Here is a 19,258-nt window from a genome sequence, read left to right as displayed (position 1 = left end):
ACAGCCTATGGGATTTCAGGTTTATAAATTTGGTGGAGCTTCGGTTCAAAATGCAGAAGGAGTAAAGAACTTGGTGAAGGTTTTAGAACAAACGCAAGTTGAAGATCTTGTGATTGTTGTTTCGGCGATGGGTAAAATGACTAACGCGCTTGAGGATGTGGTAGCTGCCTACTTTGATGCCAATGCTAAAACCGATACCATCGAGACCGTTGAGGCTTTTCATCACAATATTGCCTTAGAACTTTTTGAAAATCCTTCGGCTCCGGTCTTTAAACAAATTCAAGCTTTACTTGAAGAATTAAAAGGCTTTTTACAGCGCAATAAGTCACCCGATTATAATTTTGTTTACGATCAGGTAGTGATCTATGGCGAATTGTTAAGTACTACCATCGTAAATGCATTTCTGGAAAAAGAAGGCTACCGAACTACTTGGCACGATGTGCGCGATTATCTAAAAACCGATACCAATTACCGCGAGGGAAAAGTAGATTGGGAGCTTACGATGCGTAATTTGAGTAGAAAACTTCCTAAAAAAGGAATACAGCTTACCCAAGGTTTTATCGCTTCAGATCCTAACGGATTCTCAACCACCTTGGGCAGAGAAGGAAGTGATTACACGGCTGCGATTATTGCCTATTGCCTCAATGCTGAGCGCGTTACCATTTGGAAAGATGTTCCCGGAGTGTTAAGTGCAGATCCGCGTTATTTTGAACATGCGACGTTACTCAACTTTATTTCCTATCAAGAAGCGATAGAGTTGGCTTTTTATGGGGCTTCGGTGATTCATCCTAAAACGCTTCAGCCATTGCAGCGTAAAGAAATTCCGCTTTTTGTAAAGTCTTTTTTGAATCCGGAGCAGCCCGGTACTCAAGTGAGTGTAGGAACTTTAATCGAGCCGTTGATTCCGTGTTATATTAGAAAAACCGATCAGGTACTCATTGCGCTATCTTCTTTGGATTTTTCTTTTATGGCGGAAGAAAATATTGGAGAGATCTTTAAACTGCTGGGAATGTTTAAAATGAAAGTTGATCTGATCCAGAATTCAGCGATTAGTTTTTCGGTTTGTGTAGATAATAAATATAAAAATCTAGACGCGTTGGTGGCTAAGCTGCGTGCCGATTTTAAAGTAACGGTACACGAGAATGTATCCTTGTACACGCTGCGTCACGCCACAGATGAAGCGCTAGCCAAATTAGAAAAAGACAAAGAAATTCTATTAAAACAAGTGATGCAAAATACCGTTCAGCTGGTGTCTTTATAGCGCGCTTGCTGCGTTTTTTGCTATCTTTGTTTCCTACTTATAAAGTGGGGTTTTGCAAAACGTAAGACCTTGCATCAAAGAAATTATAATATATCATCTTTGCCGGGTGCAAAGATTTTTTTGAATACACAAAGTTCATGGGATTAGTTACCGCAAAAGAAGTTGCAAAGGCAATCAACGTAGATAAATTTGGTTTTGCGGGTACGTTTATGGGATGGACCTTGATGAAAGTGCTCAAGATTTCTAAAGCAAACGAGATCTATGACCGCAACAAACACTTAAGTGATCTCGAGTTTCTCAATGCGATTCTAAACGAATTTGAGATCGATTTTGAAATCCCCGAAGAAGATTTAAAGCGCTTGCCAAAAGCCGGAAGTTACATTACCATAAGTAACCACCCGTTAGGTGGAATTGATGGGATTTTATTACTGAAACTACTCATAGAGCAGCGCCCTGACTTTAAAATTATCGCAAATTTTCTGCTGCATCGCATTAAGCCATTAAAGCCTTATGTGATGCCGGTAAATCCGTTTGAAGATCATAAGGATGCGCAATCGAGTATCGCCGGATTCAAACAGGCGATCAGGCATTTGAGAGACGGGCATCCGTTAGGGATATTTCCAGCGGGAGAAGTTTCTACGTATAAGGATGATAAACTTATAATAGATAAACCTTGGGAAGAGGCTGCGATGAAACTCATCAAGCGTGCAGAGGTTCCTGTGGTTCCTATTTATTTTCACGCAAAAAACAGCAGGTTGTTTTACCAGCTGTCGCGCATTAGCGACACTTTGCGTACGGCTAAACTTCCTTCGGAATTGCTTACACAGAAAAAACGTACCATTCACGTGCGTATTGGAAATCCTATTTCGGTTAAGGCGCAAAAAGAGCACGAAAGCTTAGAGGATTTCACGGAATTCCTAAGACGTAAAACCTATATTCTGGCGAAGACTTTTGAGAAAAAATCATCGCTTTTGAGCACTATTCCACAATCTTTAAAAACTCCTAAAGAGCCTAAGAAGATCGCCAACGAAGTTAAAGCCGAACTCATTGAGCAGGAAGTGAACAAGCTTCGTGAGAACGAGAAAAGGCTGTTGCAGAGCAAAAATTATGAGGTGTTTTTGGCTTCCGCAGAGATCATTCCTAATATTTTAAATGAGATTGGGCGCTTGCGGGAGATCACCTTTAGAGAAGTAGGAGAGGGCACTAACGAACCTACAGATCTGGATCGCTATGATCATCATTATCATCATTTATTTCTTTGGGATGAGGATAGCAAAAAAATCGCCGGAGCCTATAGAATGGGGCTTGGAGCGCATATTATGCCAGAACATGGTATCAATGGTTTCTACTTACAAAGCTTATTTAGGTTTGAACCTGAGCTGCATAAAATGATGGGCGAAAGCATAGAAATGGGTCGCGCATTTGTGATCAAAGAGTACCAACAAAAGCCGATGCCGCTCTTTTTATTATGGCGTGGAATTGTACATACCACTTTGCGTTTTCCTGAGCATAAATACCTTATTGGTGGCGTGAGTATCAGCAATCAGTTTTCAAATTTTTCTAAGTCGCTGATGATCGAGTTTATGCGTTCGCATTATTACGATCCGTATATCGCGCAGTACATCAGACCGAAAAAGGAATTTAAGGTTAAGCTGAAAGATGCCGATAAAGAATTTGTTTTTGATGAGACTGAAGCTGATCTCAATAAGTTTGACAAGATCATCGAAGAGATGGAAACCGGTAATCTACGTCTCCCGGTGTTGATCAAAAAATACATCAAGCAGAATGCAAAAGTGATCGCTTTTAATGTAGACCCGTTGTTTAATGATGCTATTGACGGACTCATGTATATCAAGATCGAAGACCTTCCGGAAAGTACCGTAAAGCCGGTTCTTGAAGAATTTCAAGCTGAATTAGAGCAGAAGCTGGAGCAGGCACGCAACGAGGACGAGTCGGCTAAAGAATCTTAGTGCTTCGGCGTTCTAGAAGCGCATTGTCTTGCCATTCACCATTACACTTAGCGATTTTTTCATGAATTCCTAGAAGCTTGAAACCTAACTTTTGATGCACGTGAATACTGGCCTTATTTTGCGGAAAAATATGTGCAGTTAGCGTCCAAAAACCTGCTTGTTCACTTGCTTGAATAAGCGCTTTAAGCAAGTGAAGACCTATTCTTTTATTTTGGTGTTACGGTGCGACATACACTGTGACTTCCGCAACCCCGCGATAAACTTCTCGTTTAGAAACCAGACTTAACGCTGCCCAGCCTGCAATCTTATGATCAACCTCAGCAACCAGTCTGCACGCTTTGCAAAAACGTAAATCCCAAGCTTCAAATACGGGAGCCTCCGTTTCAAAGGTTGCAATTTGAGTGTCGATGCCTGCTTGATAGATTTTAGCGACTTCAGGATAATCCTTGGGTTTAAAAGGTCGAATTAGAAGATCCATAGTTTCAGGAATATGGAATGTTATTTTTCACTCTCATCTAAGAATACGAAATCAACAGGCTCCCAAAGTTCAATTTTATTGCCTTCAGGATCTAAGATCCAACCTAACTTGCCGTAATCGTATTCTTCCATTTCCCCCACGATCTCGACACCTTCTTGTTTAAGTACTTCTAGCAATTCAACTAAATTTTCTACTCTAAAATTCATCATAAACTGCTTCTCGCTTGGAGAAAAATAGGAGGTATCCTGCTGAAAAGGACTCCACTGTGTTGAGCACTTATTCCCTTGTTCATCACGCCACCAGAACGTCCACCCATATTGGTCTGTAGGAATTCCTAAATGCGTTTTATACCACGCTTTAATTGCATCTGGATTTTGGGTTTTAAAGAAAAATCCGCCCAATCCGGTTACTCTGTTTTTCATACTATATTATTTAGGTTGATGTTTAGGACAATCTATTCTTCGATTTTCAGGCTGCAGTTGCGTGCGTAATTGCATACAAAAAGCATGATTGATTCCGTCTGAACGGTAGGCTTTGCAATCGTTACACGATCTGCTTAAAGCGACCGTATTTTCTTTACTCAATTTAGATAGTATGGAAAACAAACTAGTATAAAGCTGCTTTAAATCTTCAGAGGATTCTGTTTCTAAAGCTTTGTAGACGGGTGTTGCAGGTTCGGTGAGTTGGGCAACTACTTCTTTACCTTTTTCGGTGAGTGTAATGTGAAAACGCCTGTTGTCTTTATGGTTGAGTACTTTGATGAGCAGTTTGCGCTGTTCGAGTGTTTTTATACAATCACTAATCGTTGCTTTAGTAACCTTAAATTCTTTAACCAGTTGAGTCACGGTGTTTTCTGTGGGGCCATGATAGGCAATAAAAAATATTAACTTTTGTTGAAGCGGGGAGAAGCCATTTTCTTTTTGGCTCGCCCACTGCATTGTTTTAAGAGCATCAGCCAGCTTATCAAAGGCAGCCGTTGTTTTCGCAGCTAAATCTTTGTTTTGAAAATCAGGATCGTAAATGTGTTGCATAGAAGAGTGTTACCACTCCTAAGTTACAAAAAAGCCTTAAAACCAACCATTTTAAGCTAGTAGTATGGAATCCTATTTAGTTTCTAGCGCTAGAATTTTGTCAACAATAGTCTGTGCGAGTTTAATCTTGCTTTCGACTGTCCAGCCTGCGATGTGTGGTGTGAGCACTACATTTTCAGCTTGAATTAAGTATTGTAGCGGTTCAGGCATTTGCTCAGTTTCGGTAAATAGATTTTCAAAGGAGAGTTTCTCGTATTCTAGAACATCAAGTCCCGCACCTAAGATCTTTCCACTTTTTAAAGCATTGGTAAGCGCTTCAGTCACTACACTTTTTCCGCGAGCGGTATTGATAAGCCAAAACGGTTTTTTAAATCCGTTGATAAATTCAGTATTTACCATTTTATCAGTAAGTGGCGTCCACGGTGTATGTAAACTCAAAACATCTGCACGTTGCTGAAGTTCTTCTAAACTCACCTGAGTGGCATTCTCATTGCCTAAATTAGGGCGAATATCATAACAAAGCACTTCGCAGTCAAAGCCTTTCAACTTCTTAGAGAATGCATTACCCATATTCCCATAACCTATGAGTCCTACCGTTTTACCTTCGAGCTCCAAACCGCGGTTTTTCTCACGATTCCACTGTCCGGCGCGAACTTCGGTGTCGGCTTGCTTTAGTTTGTTGAAAAGCATCAGCAACATACCTAAAGCGTGTTCCCCAACAGCATTGCGATTGCCCTCAGGTGCTGCGATTAGAGCGATTCCTTTTGACTCCGCATAAGGAATATCTATGCTCTCTAGACCGGCACCCACACGGGCAATGAATTTAAGATTGGTGGCAGCATCAAGAAACTGCTTGTCGATCTTAAATCTGCTGCGAATGACCACGCCTTCATACTGATCGATTTTTGCTTCGATCTCCTCTTTTGAAGATGTATAGTCCTCCTCATTGATATGACCTGCGGCTTGGAGTTGCTCGATCATCAATTCGTGGTTGCTGTCTATATGTAGAATTTTCATAGTAAAAAGATAAAATGCTTATTGATTAACCTCCTCATAATATGCGGTAAACGACTCCGGAACGCGTAATGGCTTGCGGGTTTGCATATTCAAAAGGCACCAATTTGTGATCGAAGTTGCAAGAACTTTGTTGTCTGAAGGTCTAAAGATTTTAGTGCGTCTAATAGAGCGAACGCCTTCAAATTTTTCTACCCAAGTCTCAATGGTAATTTGCTCCCCTTCAAAGGCCGGAGCGTGATATTTGATTGTGTGCTCCAAAGCGACCCAGGCATATTTTTGTAGCATTTCTTCGGTTGAATTATGCTGCCAGTGGGCTTCAGCGACATCTTGCACCCATTGTAAATAGATCACGTTATTTACGTGGCCTAAGCCGTCAATTGCTTCGGCAGGAACTGTAATATTGAGCTTAAACGTTTTTGCATTCATCATTGCTCAAAAATACGAAACTCTAAAAGGAGCGTGACTGTTATAAGTAGTTTTGAGAAGAATTTAATACCACTAGAAGCCCAGAATGAGCTTGGCGATTAAAAAGTAAGTGAGAATACCGAAGACGTCATTGCTGGTGGTGATAAACGGACCTGTAGCTACAGCGGGATCGATACCTCTTTTGTCTAATACAATCGGAATAAAAGTGCCGATCAAGGCGGCTAAAATAATAACGGCAATGATCGCAACCCCAATGCTTACCGACTCTAAATAGGTGGTTTCAAAGAAAAAATGACTGATGACGAGAACAACCGTTGCGATGGCAAGACCATTAATAATCGCCAAAGCACATTCTTTGAGTAAACGTCCGGCGATATTGCCTTTAAGCGAATCGTTTGCCAATCCTTGAACGACGATCGCACTAGATTGAACGCCTACGTTTCCGGCGGTTGCCTGAATGAGCGGCACGAAAACGAGCAGCTTAGGAAAAGTTTCAAAAATACTGTTGAAACCGGTTATAATACTTGCAGCCCCAAGACCACCAAACATCCCGATCATCAACCACGGCAGTCGCGCTCTGGTGAGTTTAAACAGGTTGTCGTCAGCCTCAACGGTCTGAGAAATACCTGCCGCCATTCGGTAATCTTCATCGGCCTCATCTCGTATAAAATCAAGAATATCATCAACCGTAATACGCCCGAGTAGCACACCGGCATCATTTACGACTGGTACCGCTTCTAGATCGTATTTTTGCATAATTCGGGCTACATCCTCGCCGGTATCATGCACGTTTACCGAATCTACATTGGGTATATAAATGTCTGAAATCTTAGACTTGGCTTCGGCGGTCAGCAGGTCTTTTAAAGAAAGCCTTCCGATGAGATGATCATTTTTATCAACCACATAAACCGAATGTACCCGAGTCACGTTCTGCGCCTGCGCCCGCATTTTGCGCACACAACCGTCAACCGTCCACGTTTCGCGCACGCGTACGAGCTCTTTTGCCATCAGACCACCGGCAGAATCCTCATCATAACGCAACATCTCAATAATGTCGCGCGCATGCTCTTCATCTTCAATCGCATCAATAACCTGACGCTGAATATCTTCATCTAATTCAGATAAAAAGTCAACCGCATCATCGGTGTCTAGTTCGTTAAGTTCATCTGCAATTTCTTGAGGCGAAAGGTTGTCCAGAATTTCTTCCCGATAGCCTTCGTCAAGCTCCATCAGCGCTTCAGAAGTTTTCTCACTATCCAGAAGTTTGATCAGGTAGGTGGCCTCTTCGGTAGAGATCTCATCAAGGATCTCGGCGATATCAGCGTGGTGAACTTCCTCTAAAAGTGCAAGAATACTGGTGTCATCACCAACCTCGATAAAGTTTTCAATTTGCTCTATAAGGTCTTCGGTAAGTTCAAAAGCCATAGTCGCTACTTTATTGAGGGTTTGTATTTTTTTGAGTCAGGCAAATATAAATAAACTCAACACAGATTGCGTGGGGTTTAAGATACATTTACCGCCCGGCTAAGCCCGAAAACGATATTGTTGTTGGCTTGGGATAAGACCTACTTTGCTAAATCTTCGGCAATATCTTGAGTGAGTTTAATAAAGGCCGCTACGCTCAGTTGCTCTGGGCGTTTATTAAAAATTTCGCTTTCGCGAAAGCTGTCGCTGAGTTCTAATTGTTTAAGGCTGTTCCTGAGGGTTTTGCGCCGTTGCTGAAATGCCATTTTAACCACTTTGAACAATTGATCAGGATCGCAAGCAAGATCTTTGTAATTGGCCTTACGGGTGAGTTTTAGAACTCCGCTGTCTACCTTAGGCGGCGGATTGAAAACACCGGGCGGAACGGTAAATAAATATTCGGCATCATAAAAAGCTTGTGCCAATACCGAAAGAATGCCGTAAGCTTTGCTGCCTTCTGGCTCACAAATGCGCTGCGCCACTTCTTTCTGAAACATTCCGCTAAATTCTGGCACCTGATCGCGCCACTCCAGCATTTTAAACACGATTTGCGTTGAAATATTATACGGGAAATTCCCGGTGATGGCAAAAGCTTGACCCCCAAATAATTTGCTGAGATCAAACTTGAGAAAGTCGGCTTCTACGACATTTAAAGTACAGCCTTCCATAAGTTGTGGATGTTCTAACGGAAAGCTGTGATTGAGATACACGATAGACTCGCTGTCAAGGTCCATCGCGGTTACGTTGCTGTCTTTGCGCAACAAATATTTTGTAAGCACACCGGTGCCAGGGCCTATTTCTAAAACTTCAGAATACTCGTCATAGCTTAAGGTTTCAGCTATTTTTTTTGCAATAGTTTCATCCTTTAAAAAGTGTTGACCCAAATGCTTTTTGGCCTTCACAGGATCTTCTGAAGCGGCTTTTTTATGCGTACGGGTAAACTTTTTTTTCATCAATAGGATTTAAAAATGCAGGCTTAAGCGATTACTGCGGTTTAAATTCGGTTTGCTCGGTGATGATCTCAAGTTCTGTTCTAAACGAAAGTACTTTATCACCAAAACGCCCGGCTTCTTCACGAAGTTTTGGTGCGTCTTCTTTATAATAGCGTGCTAGAGAATCTTTGCTTTTTGCAGTGTATTGTATCGAGTAGCTCTGGCCACCCATTTCTTCTTTGACCAAAACTTTGGTCATTAAAGCTTTTACAAATTTTCCGGTAGCAAGCATATCTGGGATGTGCTCATTGCGAATCCAGTACAACCAATCGCTGTGTACACTGTCATCAACATTTACCGTAACATTATATATAATCATAGCGCAATTTTTTTAGCACCACCGTAGGAAATAATACCCTAAGGCAGGTCATCTTTTTTTGGTCGGCAAAGATACACATCAGTTGATCGCGTCCCCTCTTAATTTGCGGTATTTTTGCTGCGCATCTACATAAAAAATACTGTCAGCAAAATTAAAAATGATCTTCTCGTACTGCTCTTTTGCTTTTTCGGGCTGCTCCAATTCGTTTGCATATAAATTACCCAAGCGATAATGTGCATCATCTGCAAGAATATCGTCGCCGTGTTTCTCTAAAATAAGCAGGTAATTTTGCGCCGCACGATCGTATAGGCTTTTGTTTTCAAAGATTTTTGCCTGTTCCAGCAAGGTTTCATCTTCAATGGCTTTATCCTTATGTTCAGCTAAAAGCGTATTGTAAACCTCTAGCGCTGCATCCTGTTTGTTCTGAAAAAGTAACAGATCTGCTTTAGCAAAAGTCTTTAGTGCGGTTTGTGTAGAATCACCCACAGTATTGTCTGTAATCAGTAAATACAAGTCTTGAGCATCGTTAGCGATCAATTGCTCAGCAGAAGATTTTAAAACCTTCAGCTGTGTTTTTGCCCACTCAAAGTCACCTTTGTAATAACTGGTTTTTGCGACTTTAAAACGTGCTTCTTGGGCTAAAATATTGTCTTTTAAATTCTTCTGAATTTGAGAATAATAGATCAATGCTGCGTTGAAGCGTTCCTCAAGAACCAAAATATCGGCAAGTTCCATTTTAACGCGGGCTTCTTGAAACCGATTCAGTTTTAAATTGAGTGTTTCTTTTAAAAATGCCGAAGCTTCTTCCTTTTTATTTTGATTGAAGGCTAAAAAGTGTGCGTATTTAGTTTGTAGATCAAGCGTTTCGGCAGCCTTGCCGAATTGATTAAGCAAACTTTTATATGCCGCTTCAATGCTAGCAAAATCTGCCTGATCGTTCTTTTGAACTCTGAGATCCAGTAATTCTTGATGTGCAAACAGGCGCATCTCGTCGCTTGGTGCTTGCTCTACGAGGTATTGATAAATCGTGCTTGCCAGCTCAAAAGCTTCATTTTCTTTGGCTACACTTGCAAGAGTAAAAATGCCATTAAGATCATTTGTGCGTCGTGCGATCGCTTTTTCTTGAATAAATGCTTTGCTGTATTCTTTCTGCTGAATGAACAACCAACTTAACAAACGGTTGTAAAGCAGGTTGGGATCGTCTTGAAGTCTTTTGAGCAGCAGGGTTCTAAAAATGCCGTTGGCTTCATTTTGAGGATCATCAGTGATAAAATCATTAAATGCGCGCTGCGCAAGACTTTGATACCGGTCACTGTCTAAAATAAGGTTGATATACGCATCAAACATCTGCTCAATGTTGCCCTGCTCGCCATAAATGCGGGCCAGTTCCACATTGATATAAACACTGTTTAAGCCGGCGTCTTTTGCTAAAGTATAGGTTGTGGCAGCCTCGTCTAGTAGGTTGTATTTTTTAAACGTTCGGCCTACCATACTCGCTAGCGGCGGATTTGCGCTTACCTGCTCAATAACCTCTTTATAGAGTTGTTGCGCTTTAGCATCCAAGCCTTGCAATTGATAATTGTAAGCCAAATCAACTTTGATGTAGACAAGATTTTTAGACAGTTCAAGCGTTTCTAACAGTACTTTTTCGGCTTTGTCGTACTGTTCTAATTGCTGATACGCTTCAACCAAGCTAGTGACCAGATTGGTGTTTCCGGGAGTTTTTGCTACCAAGCCTTCATATAAAAGCGCGGCTTTTTCATAAGCGCCCTGTTGCATATAATTACGCGCAAGAAGATCTTCTTGAGCCTGAAGTGGCAAAAAGCCAAGGAAAGAAAGAGCTAAGAAAAATACGCGTAACACAGGCTTTCGATTTTAGTTAAAGATACTAAAGTTCAAGCAGTCTCCTGCTTCTAAAACGAAAGCCCAGTTATGCTAGTATTTGTTGCTTAAATTTTATCAAAACCGCAATACGGTACAAGTGCCTCAGGAATGGTAATTCCATCTTCGGTTTGATAATTTTCGAGAATTCCGGCAAGTACGCGGGGTAATGCTAGTGAGCTACCGTTAAGGGTGTGCGCAAGCTGTTTATTGCCTTCAGCATCGCGATAACGCAACTTTAAACGATTTGCCTGAAAGGTTTTAAAGTTAGAAACACTACTGATCTCTAACCAACGATCTTGTGCGGTAGAAAACACTTCAAAATCATAAGTAAGACTTGAAGTAAAACCTAGATCGCCACCACAAAGGCGCAAAATTCTATACGGTAGCTTTAACTCGTCTAAGATCATTTTTACGTGTTCTACCATTCCGTCAAGGGCAGCGTCGCTATCTTCAGCTTTCTCAATGCGAACGATCTCAACTTTATCAAACTGGTGCAGGCGGTTAAGGCCACGTACGTGTGCCCCGTAAGAACCTGCCTCACGGCGGAAACAAGGTGTATACCCGGTGCACGTGATAGGTAACTCTTTTTCTTCAAGTAAGCTGTCACGGAACATATTTGTCACAGGTACTTCAGCGGTTGGAATCAAATAAAGGTCATCAACGCCTACGTGATACATTTGACCTTCTTTGTCAGGAAGCTGGCCCGTACCAAAACCGGAAGCTTCATTTACTAGGTGTGGCACTTGCACTTCGTTGTATCCGGCTGCGGTATTCTTATCGAGAAAATAGTTGATAAGCGCGCGTTGTAATCGCGCTCCTTTTCCTTTATAAACAGGAAATCCGGCTCCGGTTACTTTGGTACCCAATTCAAAATCGATGATGTCATACTTTTTTGCCAATTCCCAATGCGGAAGGCTGCCTTCTGCCAAAACAGGAACATCACCCTTGCGGAAAACTTCTTCATTATCCTCGTCGCTTTTTCCTGCAGGAACGCTTGCTTGCGGAATATTAGGAATCGTATATAGCAACTGATCAAGTTCTTCGACCGTTGCATTAAGCACCTCTTGAAGGTTTTTTGAATCTTCTTTTAATTTACCGGTGCGCTCTTTAAGCAAGTTTGCTTTTTGAGCTTCACCATTTTTAAAAAGCATCCCGATCTCTTTAGAGAGTTTGTTGCTTTCAGCTAGAGTATTGTCTAAGGAGGCTTGCGTGCTACGGCGTTTTTCGTCAAGTGAAAGCACTTGTTCAAACACTTCAGTTGCATCAAAATTACGCTTAGTTAGCGCATTTATGTAATCTTCTTTGTGGTCACGAATGTCTGTAACGTGTAGCATGGCTTTAAATTTTAGACGGCAAAAATACATAAATGCCGCTGAAAACAAACCAAGTTTAAACAAACAAGTCTAATCGTATACAACCTAAATTTTTGAAGGTTTGCCACGCAGACTTCTCCGCTTTAAAAATGCTTCAAAATATTACTGAAGACCTTCAGGAGCGTACGGTGGTTTTCTTTTTTCGTTATGCAATGGGGAAGGAAGAATCCACTCATTGTGCCAGAAATAATCCCAAGATGCAGAAGCCATATCGACTTTAGGGTCTATCAAGGTGTGAAGGTCACTATCGTTAACCTTGATCTTACAATTCACATAAATGGCAACCTCTTTGCCTTTTTTGGCGAAATCTTCTTTTATGCGCTGGCAGAATTGCCAAATTACATCTGGTTTTGTGGCTACCACGCGCTGTTGTTTCCGAGAGAGCATTTTGCGATAATTGAAGCTTTGCTCAAGACCGGTTTTTTTATCGATGACTTTAAAACTTATTCTTCCGCCTTTAGAGCGTAACATCATACGCCAACTGAGGCGATGGCCTTCTTCGGTCCATAATACATCGTCTTTAATGATCCAGTGTCTCAAAGGCAGCGCGATCTGAATCACAAAGTAGAGGCCAAAAAGCGCTACGATGGGTTTGTACGTTTTGGGCTTGATGATTTCGTTACCCGAGTACAATTCTTTTCCTTTTAAAAATATATTACGCACAGTTTCCGCAGGGAAAAAGAAAAGCGTGAACGCAAGTGACATATACGGGAAAATCCCGATATGGAAGATAAAGGAGTTGAACAGGTGAAAAAATATAGATATAAAGAAGGCCACTTTGCGTGTAGGCTTGAATAGCAAAGCCGGAATGATCAGACCGTCAAATAATATACCTACATAAGCAATGCTCCAATGCACCCAATTTTGTTGCAGGAAATCACCCACTAACCAATAGTCTTTGCGTGCTGCCATAAGTTGCGCAGCCATACTTGCATCAAGCCAATCTGGATATATTTTAGCGATAGAGGCGTAGGTGTACACAATCCATAACTGAGCGATAATGATGATATACACCCAGCGAGGCATACTTATTTTTTTCAATTTAGGATTGAACTTGACATCTAGGGATAAGTACCGATGTGCCGGGAGGCAGGCCATGATTCCCAGTAAAAGCATTAAAAGGTAATAATGGTTGTTGTATGAGGATTTTTGCATCAAATAGACGCAAGTCCACATCAAACCGTAAGCGATCACGCTAAAACGGTATTTGAAACCAAGCATCACAAAAACGCCAAAAAGCCCCATCAGGCCGTAATAGTAATACATCCCATCACCGGGAAGCGGCTGCAAAAAGTCAAAGCCTATAAAGTTAAAGGTAAAATCTCCCTCTAGTAGTGTGTGTTTGATCCATCCTGTGGCGATCGCGCCCCAGGCTTCTGCGGTAATTAGAAAGCCAAAAATCGCCCTGAAAACAATGAGGGCACTATTGTCTACACGTTTATACAACCACCGTTCAAGCATCTATTTTTTGAATAAAATCACGCGAAAATCGTTCATCAGCCTGCATAGCAGCGATAAGTTCGTCAACCGAATTGAATTTTTTCTCATCTCTAATACGGGTGAGCAATTCTATTTGCAAATGTTGATCATAAAGATCAGCTTCAAAATCAAAGAAAAATGTTTCAATAGTAAGATCGCTTCCACCCACGGTGGGGTTAGTGCCAATGCTCATCATACCGTAAACCTCTTTGCCGTTGATGCTAGCTCTAGCGACATAAACGCCTTTTGCCGGAATGAGCTTATAGGTTTCTTCGATCTTTAAATTGGCTGTAGGATAATTGAATTTTTTACCCAATCCTTTTCCGCGAGAAACAATACCGTTAAGCATAAACGGGTAGCCTAAATACTCGTTAGCTTTTGTAAGATCACCTTCATTTAAAGCCTTTCTGATTTTAGTAGAACTAACTGCAACGTCATCTACGTCCTGCTTAGAAATCTCTTCAACTTCAAAATCATACTGTGTTCCAAAAGCCTTTAGGTCTTCAATATTGGCATTGCGGTTACGGCCAAAACGATGATCATAACCTATAATGACTTTTCTGGCTTTTAACTGATCTACTAAAATATCTTTTACAAACTCTTCTGCGGTAAGGCGCGAGAAAGCTTTAGTAAACGGGTGAATGATCAAATGATCGAGACCCGAAGCTTCTAAAAGTGCAATACGCTCGTTTATGCTGTTTATGAGTTTGATGCCTGTATCTTTTTGCAGCACCATACGCGGATGCGGAAAAAAGGTAAGAACTACAGATTCTAGGTCGTTGCTTTGTGCGCTCGCCAAGAGGCGATCTATGATTTTACGATGTCCCAGATGCACACCGTCAAAAGTTCCGATAGTGACTACCGTACCTTTGAGACCGTCAAATGTATCTGCTGAAGTATGCTGTTTCAATTTATTTTCCGTTGTAAGCGTTCATCGTATTTGCTATTCCCGAAGCTATGAAACTTTCGATTACCTTGCACGAGATGTCTAGTCTTTCTGGCATATCAAGGTCTTCGTCTTTATCCCACTCGCCCAAAACATAATCTATTTGCTTGCCACGGCTAAAGCGATCACCAATACCAAATCTAAACCGTGGGTATTTAGTTGTTGAAAGCTGGTTTTGAATGTCTTTTAATCCGTTGTGTCCGCCATCACTGCCTTTGCTTTTTACCCGAATGGTGCCAAATTCCAGATTGAGATCATCTGTGATCACCAGAATATTTTCAATACTGATGTTCTCTTTCTGCATCCAGTATTTAACTGCTTTGCCGCTAAGGTTCATATAGGTGTTAGGCTTGAGCAAAACTACGGTGCGACCTCGTACTTTAGTGTAGGCGATATCACCAAGTTTTTCGGTAGACCAGGAGGTTTCTTTTTCGCTGGCATAGGCATCAATGATCTTAAAGCCGATGTTATGCCGTGTGTTATCATATTTGGGCCCAATGTTCCCCAAACCTATAATTAGGTATTTATTCATAGGATCAATGCTTTCTTTTTTTGAACCGAAAAGCTTGCTGAAAAAGCCTGATGTCATTTTAGAGAATCGTGTTTTAAAGCTTTTAAAAGCACTTGCCGAAGCGTTAAAGCAAAGCAAGTAAACCTTTGCGCAAATTTATGATTTTGTTGCGTTTTGGACGCAGAATAGGGTTAAGCTTATCAGAAAATTGCAAAACCAAGGTGTTTAAGAAAAGTCAAAAAAAAACACCCGCACTGGCGGGTGTTTTAAGATCAGATAGGTTTTTCAACTTATTCTGCAGCGTCAGCAGCTTGTTCAGTAGCTTCTGTACCTTCTGCAGTTGCTCCTTCTTCATCTTCATCCTCGTCATCAAGGTCTTCAACCATATTACGTGAAGTTCTAACTTGACAAACAACAGTGTTGTCTGGGTGAAGATATTTCCATTCTCCTTGCTCGATTCCTGTGATGTATAATTTATCACCAATTTTAAGTTTGGTAATATCTGCAACAACATAATCAGGAAGGTTTTTAGGCAATGCCTTAACGCGAAGTGTACGATATGTTTTACGTAATACACCACCGTTACGTACACCTCTAGAGTTACCCTCGTAGTGTACAGGAATAGTCATAGTTACCTCTTTACCTTCAAAGATTTGATAGAAATCGATGTGAAGTATGCGATCTGTAACCGGGTGAAATTGGATGTCCTGAAGGATTGCCATGTAGGTAGTTCCGTCAAGCTCCAACGTCGCGGTATGCGCATCTGGAGTATAAACCAAACCTTTAAACGCAAGCTCTGGTGCGCTAAAATGAACTGGCTCGTCTCCTCCGTATAATACGCAAGGAACCTCTCCAGCATTACGTAGGGCTTTAGTTGCCTTTTTGCCCACGCTTTCTCTTTTAGATCCTGTGATCGTGATTGACTTCATTTAATTATATATTAAGTATTAATAAATTACATTAAAAATTTTGATGCAATCGATGTGTTACTGTGAACACGATGCATTACATCGGCAAACAATTCGGCGCAACTTAAAATACGCACTTTGCTGCTTTCCTGTTTCGGTGGAATACTGTCTGTAACTATAAGTTCTTGAAGTTTACTGTTTTCAAGACGCTCATAAGCATTACCACTTAACAGTGCGTGTGTACATATTGCTCTCACGCTAAGCGCGCCGCGTTCCATCATTAGGTCTGCAGCTTTAGTTAAGGTTCCGGCAGTATCTACCATATCATCTGCAAGAATTACATTGCGCCCTTTTACATCCCCAATAAGTTCCATATGACTAATTACGTTTGCCTTTTCGCGCTGCTTGTAACAGATAACCACATCACAATCTAAAGCTTTAGAATAGGCGTAAGCTCTTTTAGAACCACCCATATCTGGCGATGCGATTGTTAAGTTTGGTAAATTAAGCAACTCTAAATACGGTAAGAACACTGTTGAAGCAAACAGGTGATCTACCGGACGTTCAAAGAATCCTTGAATTTGATCTGCGTGCAAGTCCATCGTAATGATGCGGGTTGCACCTGCCGTCTCTAATAGATTAGCCACCAATTTTGCTGCGATAGGAACGCGAGGTTTGTCTTTACGATCCTGACGTGCCCAACCAAAATACGGTAACACTGCTGTAATATGGCGTGCCGAAGCGCGTTTTGCAGCGTCTAACATAAGTAACATTTCCATCAGGTTTTCACTGCTTGGCATCGTAGAGCCAATAATGAAAACGCGCGAACCGCGAATAGACTCTTCAAAAGAAGGCTGAAACTCGCCGTCACTATAGGTTGATGTAATTATCTTGCCCAGCGGTTGCCCGTAAGCCTTCGCTATTTTTTCGGCTAAATCCCGGCTTTGTGTGCAGGGAAAAATTTTCGCATCAGGGGCTGATAATGACATGGTTATCTTATGTTTAGATTTGCTAAAAGTATAAGAGGCTGCAAAAGTATAAATTAAATTGGCTTCTAAGTATTTATTTGCTATTTATTTGATTGAAGATTGGGAAATTTTATTACTTTTGCGGTCCATTAATGCCTCGGTGGCGGTCCCGATGACTATCGGGAGGTAGACGTGGTTAAAAAGCTGTGTGTATTCAAGCCGGTTTTTGTTAATGGTTTAAGAAGCTTCAACACGAATTGAAGCTCGTAAAAGAGAGAAATACTGGAAGTCTGGTGTTGGTAAAGAACAACTCAAGACTTTGACCTAATGCCTCGGTGGCGGAATTGGTAGACGCGCTGGATTCAAAACCCAGTTCTTAGGAGTGTGGGTTCGATTCCCACCCGGGGTACAAAAGCCTTTAAGCATTGCTTAAAGGCTTTTTTAGTTTTGATTATATTTAGCTTCTAAGCGCATCAAAATAACATATGAATTTCACGACAAAACATACTGCACTTATTTTTAGTTTTTGCTTGGTGTTGTTTTGCGGTGAAATCTTTGCTCAAAAAAATGATGTTTTAGACGAGCTGCTGCAAACCATTGAGCAATCTGATGCCTACGATCGTATTAAAGTGGAGCGCATCAATGACTTGTCAAAACAACTCTATGCACTTGATGGTGCTTCGGTACAGCAGCAATTTGATTTAAACAGAGCTCTTTTTTTTGAATACCGAATTTTCAAACAAGATTCGGCTTTCAAGTATGCGATACAATCTAAGCATCTTGCTGAGCAGTTGGGCGATGAACGTTTGATCGCCGAAACTACACTAGATCTGGCCAATGTTTGTGTTTCCGCAGGGATGTTTAGTGAAGCGCTGGCTTACTTGAATGATGCTGATCTTGATGATATTCCCAAAGACATTCGTTTTTCCTTAAATGGTTTGTTAGGGCGCTGTTATAGTGATATGGCAGACTACAGTACCATTTCCTATTACTCTGATCTTTACCGTAAGCGCGCTAAAGACTATCATCAGAAATCTTTAGAGCTGGCCGTTCCTGATACGTGGGATTTCATTATGCTGCGCGGCTACTTAAATTTTAAATACGGAAATCTTGAAGAAGCACTTAAAGATCTTAAGCCATCGTTAGCTATGCGGGATGACCTGAGATCCCAAGCGGTGGTCAATTCGGTTTTAGGAGATATTTACGTGCAAATGGGGGCAGAGGAACTGGCCATAAAGCACCTTGCGCAATCTTCTATAGCAGATATAAAGTCTTCGGCTAAAGAAAACCTGTCGATGATCCAGTTGGCTGAATTTTTATTTAAAAAGGGCGATGTTAAACTAGCTTCTGTATTTATCAAAAAAGCCAACGCAGATGCTGAAGCTTATGGGGCTCAACAACGTAAAATACGTGTAGGTGCTATTTTACCTAATATAGAAGAGCAAATTATTAATCAGGTCGAAACGCAGCGCGCGAGATTATCTAAGCAAAATATCATGTTGAGTATTTTACTTGTGGTGTTGCTGGCTTTGGCTATAATTACCTATGTGCAACTACGCCGACTTAAACGTGCTAGAAAGGCGCTGCTCGTAGCGCATAATGATTTGCAAGTCAAAAATGATCGCATTGTAGAGGTTAATGAGACGGTACACTCTCAAAATGAAGAACTCAATCGGGTAAATGATCTTTTGCAGGAGGCCAATACAATTAAGGAGGAATATATTGGTTTTTTCTTTACACAGGATGCTGATATTTTTGAGAAGTTCAAAGAATTCAAGACCGGGATTGAGCGCAACCTAAAGTCTAATAATTTGGAGCGCATTAAATATCTGACCACGGTTTATGACTTGAAGAAGGAAAAGAAAAAACTACTCGAAAGTTTTGATGAAGCGTTTATAAAACTCTTTCCCAATTTCATTGCAGAATTCAATGCGTTGCTCAAACCGGAAGAGCAAATCAAGTTGAAAAAAGACCAATTGTTAAATAAAGAGCTTCGCATCTTCGCACTGATTCGTCTCGGAATTAAGCATAATGAAATTATAGCCCAGATTTTAGGGTATTCTGTTAATTCGATCTACGCTTACAAGACTAAAATTAGGAATAAATCATTTTTAGATAAGAAGGATTTTGATCAAATGTTGCTTGAAAAAACCCGAATCAAGCAATAAAATTCGATCATTTTACTATATAATTTCTATATAAAAAACGCTAAGAATAAATCACAATTATTT

18 protein-coding genes, 1 tRNA gene and 1 pseudogene are annotated in these 19,258 nt (G+C 41.0%); 4 read left to right on the top strand and 16 right to left on the bottom strand.

The window, feature by feature from the left end; genetic code table 11:
- Positions 1–7: 7 nt before the first annotated feature.
- Both HCN54_RS13970 and HCN54_RS13965 read left to right on the top strand, forming a co-directional pair.
- A complete protein-coding gene (locus HCN54_RS13970) occupies positions 8–1,261 on the top strand; it encodes an aspartate kinase (protein ID WP_167598265.1) in 1,254 nt (417 codons plus the stop codon).
- 137 nt (positions 1,262–1,398) lie between these two features.
- A complete protein-coding gene (locus HCN54_RS13965) occupies positions 1,399–3,231 on the top strand; it encodes a lysophospholipid acyltransferase family protein (protein WP_072980585.1) in 1,833 nt (610 codons plus the stop codon).
- On the opposite strand, the pseudogene HCN54_RS17590 reads toward HCN54_RS13965, so the two are convergent.
- From HCN54_RS17590 to HCN54_RS13890, 16 genes and pseudogenes are all read right to left on the bottom strand, one after another.
- Positions 3,218–3,436: pseudogene (locus HCN54_RS17590) on the bottom strand (GNAT family N-acetyltransferase); the annotation flags it as partial. The gene HCN54_RS13965 and the pseudogene HCN54_RS17590 sit on opposite strands and share 14 nt — an antisense overlap.
- A gap of 12 nt (positions 3,437–3,448) precedes the next feature.
- Positions 3,449–3,709 (bottom strand): hypothetical protein, encoded by a 261-nt coding sequence (locus HCN54_RS17585; RefSeq protein ID WP_317171976.1) that lies wholly within the window; start codon positions 3,707–3,709, stop codon positions 3,449–3,451.
- Positions 3,710–3,729: 20 nt separating this feature from the next.
- Positions 3,730–4,131, bottom strand: a complete 402-nt coding sequence (locus HCN54_RS13955) for a VOC family protein (protein WP_167598264.1) — start codon at positions 4,129–4,131, stop codon at positions 3,730–3,732.
- 6 nt (positions 4,132–4,137) lie between these two features.
- On the bottom strand, positions 4,138–4,740 hold the full coding sequence (locus HCN54_RS13950) for a MarR family winged helix-turn-helix transcriptional regulator (protein ID WP_167598263.1): 603 nt from the start codon (positions 4,738–4,740) through the stop codon (positions 4,138–4,140).
- Positions 4,741–4,812: 72 nt separating this feature from the next.
- The gene (locus HCN54_RS13945) at positions 4,813–5,757 is read right to left on the bottom strand and encodes a 2-hydroxyacid dehydrogenase (RefSeq protein WP_167598262.1); all 945 of its coding nucleotides are present in this window, start codon (positions 5,755–5,757) and stop codon (positions 4,813–4,815) included.
- 18 nt (positions 5,758–5,775) lie between these two features.
- Positions 5,776–6,186 carry an acyl-CoA thioesterase gene (locus HCN54_RS13940; RefSeq protein WP_167598261.1) on the bottom strand — a complete coding sequence of 137 codons (411 nt, stop codon included), beginning with the start codon at positions 6,184–6,186 and terminating at the stop codon, positions 5,776–5,778.
- 69 nt (positions 6,187–6,255) lie between these two features.
- Positions 6,256–7,608 carry a magnesium transporter gene (gene mgtE, locus HCN54_RS13935; RefSeq protein ID WP_167598260.1) on the bottom strand — a complete coding sequence of 451 codons (1,353 nt, stop codon included), beginning with the start codon at positions 7,606–7,608 and terminating at the stop codon, positions 6,256–6,258.
- A 140-nt stretch (positions 7,609–7,748) separates the two neighbouring features.
- Positions 7,749–8,600 (bottom strand): 16S rRNA (adenine(1518)-N(6)/adenine(1519)-N(6))-dimethyltransferase RsmA, encoded by an 852-nt coding sequence (rsmA, locus tag HCN54_RS13930; RefSeq protein WP_167598259.1) that lies wholly within the window; start codon positions 8,598–8,600, stop codon positions 7,749–7,751.
- Positions 8,601–8,631: 31 nt separating this feature from the next.
- Positions 8,632–8,958 (bottom strand): DUF4286 family protein, encoded by a 327-nt coding sequence (locus HCN54_RS13925; protein ID WP_072980570.1) that lies wholly within the window; start codon positions 8,956–8,958, stop codon positions 8,632–8,634.
- A 78-nt stretch (positions 8,959–9,036) separates the two neighbouring features.
- Positions 9,037–10,821, bottom strand: a complete 1,785-nt coding sequence (locus tag HCN54_RS13920) for a tetratricopeptide repeat protein (protein WP_167598258.1) — start codon at positions 10,819–10,821, stop codon at positions 9,037–9,039.
- Positions 10,822–10,907: 86 nt separating this feature from the next.
- On the bottom strand, positions 10,908–12,176 hold the full coding sequence (gene serS / locus HCN54_RS13915) for a serine--tRNA ligase (RefSeq protein ID WP_167598257.1): 1,269 nt from the start codon (positions 12,174–12,176) through the stop codon (positions 10,908–10,910).
- Positions 12,177–12,317: 141 nt separating this feature from the next.
- Positions 12,318–13,676 carry an HTTM domain-containing protein gene (locus tag HCN54_RS13910; RefSeq protein WP_167598256.1) on the bottom strand — a complete coding sequence of 453 codons (1,359 nt, stop codon included), beginning with the start codon at positions 13,674–13,676 and terminating at the stop codon, positions 12,318–12,320.
- Complete coding sequence (locus HCN54_RS13905; RefSeq protein WP_167598255.1) at positions 13,669–14,604, bottom strand: bifunctional riboflavin kinase/FAD synthetase; 936 nt, start codon at positions 14,602–14,604, stop codon at positions 13,669–13,671. The genes HCN54_RS13910 and HCN54_RS13905 overlap by 8 nt, the downstream gene beginning before the upstream one ends.
- 1 nt (position 14,605) lies before the next feature.
- A complete protein-coding gene (gene pth, locus HCN54_RS13900) occupies positions 14,606–15,172 on the bottom strand; it encodes an aminoacyl-tRNA hydrolase (RefSeq protein ID WP_240924893.1) in 567 nt (188 codons plus the stop codon).
- Positions 15,173–15,441: 269 nt separating this feature from the next.
- On the bottom strand, positions 15,442–16,080 hold the full coding sequence (locus HCN54_RS13895; RefSeq protein WP_072980560.1) for a 50S ribosomal protein L25/general stress protein Ctc: 639 nt from the start codon (positions 16,078–16,080) through the stop codon (positions 15,442–15,444).
- A 26-nt stretch (positions 16,081–16,106) separates the two neighbouring features.
- Positions 16,107–17,048: a ribose-phosphate pyrophosphokinase gene (locus HCN54_RS13890; RefSeq protein ID WP_167598253.1), complete on the bottom strand. Its 942-nt coding sequence runs from the start codon at positions 17,046–17,048 to the stop codon at positions 16,107–16,109.
- Positions 17,049–17,356: 308 nt separating this feature from the next.
- Here HCN54_RS13890 and HCN54_RS13885 point away from each other — a divergent pair.
- A tRNA-Leu gene (locus HCN54_RS13885) sits at positions 17,357–17,436 on the top strand.
- Between the two features lie 76 nt (positions 17,437–17,512).
- Positions 17,513–19,195, top strand: coding sequence for a DUF6377 domain-containing protein (locus HCN54_RS13880; protein ID WP_167598252.1), 1,683 nt, complete (start codon positions 17,513–17,515; stop codon positions 19,193–19,195).
- Positions 19,196–19,258: the final 63 nt, after the last annotated feature.

The sequence above is a fragment of the Leeuwenhoekiella sp. ZYFB001 genome (assembly GCF_011784865.1).
Taxonomy (GTDB): Bacteria; Bacteroidota; Bacteroidia; order Flavobacteriales; family Flavobacteriaceae; genus Leeuwenhoekiella; species Leeuwenhoekiella palythoae.
Note: the sequence above shows the minus strand (reverse complement) of the source record. Positions and strands in the feature narration are given on the sequence as shown.

Bases quoted from the DNA above. Each gene is read 5' to 3' on its own strand.
- HCN54_RS13970 (WP_167598265.1), top strand. From the start codon at position 8: ATGGGATTTCAGGTTTATAAATTTGGTGGAGCTTCGGTTCAAAATGCA.
- HCN54_RS13965 (WP_072980585.1), top strand. From the start codon at position 1,399: ATGGGATTAGTTACCGCAAAAGAAGTTGCAAAGGCAATCAACGTAGAT.
- HCN54_RS17585 (WP_317171976.1), bottom strand. From the start codon at position 3,709: ATGGATCTTCTAATTCGACCTTTTAAACCCAAGGATTATCCTGAAGTC.
- HCN54_RS13955 (WP_167598264.1), bottom strand. From the start codon at position 4,131: ATGAAAAACAGAGTAACCGGATTGGGCGGATTTTTCTTTAAAACCCAA.
- HCN54_RS13950 (WP_167598263.1), bottom strand. From the start codon at position 4,740: ATGCAACACATTTACGATCCTGATTTTCAAAACAAAGATTTAGCTGCG.
- HCN54_RS13945 (WP_167598262.1), bottom strand. From the start codon at position 5,757: ATGAAAATTCTACATATAGACAGCAACCACGAATTGATGATCGAGCAA.
- HCN54_RS13940 (WP_167598261.1), bottom strand. From the start codon at position 6,186: ATGATGAATGCAAAAACGTTTAAGCTCAATATTACAGTTCCTGCCGAA.
- mgtE (WP_167598260.1), bottom strand. From the start codon at position 7,608: ATGGCTTTTGAACTTACCGAAGACCTTATAGAGCAAATTGAAAACTTT.
- rsmA (WP_167598259.1), bottom strand. From the start codon at position 8,600: ATGAAAAAAAAGTTTACCCGTACGCATAAAAAAGCCGCTTCAGAAGAT.
- HCN54_RS13925 (WP_072980570.1), bottom strand. From the start codon at position 8,958: ATGATTATATATAATGTTACGGTAAATGTTGATGACAGTGTACACAGC.
- serS (WP_167598257.1), bottom strand. From the start codon at position 12,176: ATGCTACACGTTACAGACATTCGTGACCACAAAGAAGATTACATAAAT.
- HCN54_RS13910 (WP_167598256.1), bottom strand. From the start codon at position 13,676: ATGCTTGAACGGTGGTTGTATAAACGTGTAGACAATAGTGCCCTCATT.
- pth (WP_240924893.1), bottom strand. From the start codon at position 15,172: ATGAATAAATACCTAATTATAGGTTTGGGGAACATTGGGCCCAAATAT.
- HCN54_RS13895 (WP_072980560.1), bottom strand. From the start codon at position 16,080: ATGAAGTCAATCACGATCACAGGATCTAAAAGAGAAAGCGTGGGCAAA.
- HCN54_RS13890 (WP_167598253.1), bottom strand. From the start codon at position 17,048: ATGTCATTATCAGCCCCTGATGCGAAAATTTTTCCCTGCACACAAAGC.
- HCN54_RS13880 (WP_167598252.1), top strand. From the start codon at position 17,513: ATGAATTTCACGACAAAACATACTGCACTTATTTTTAGTTTTTGCTTG.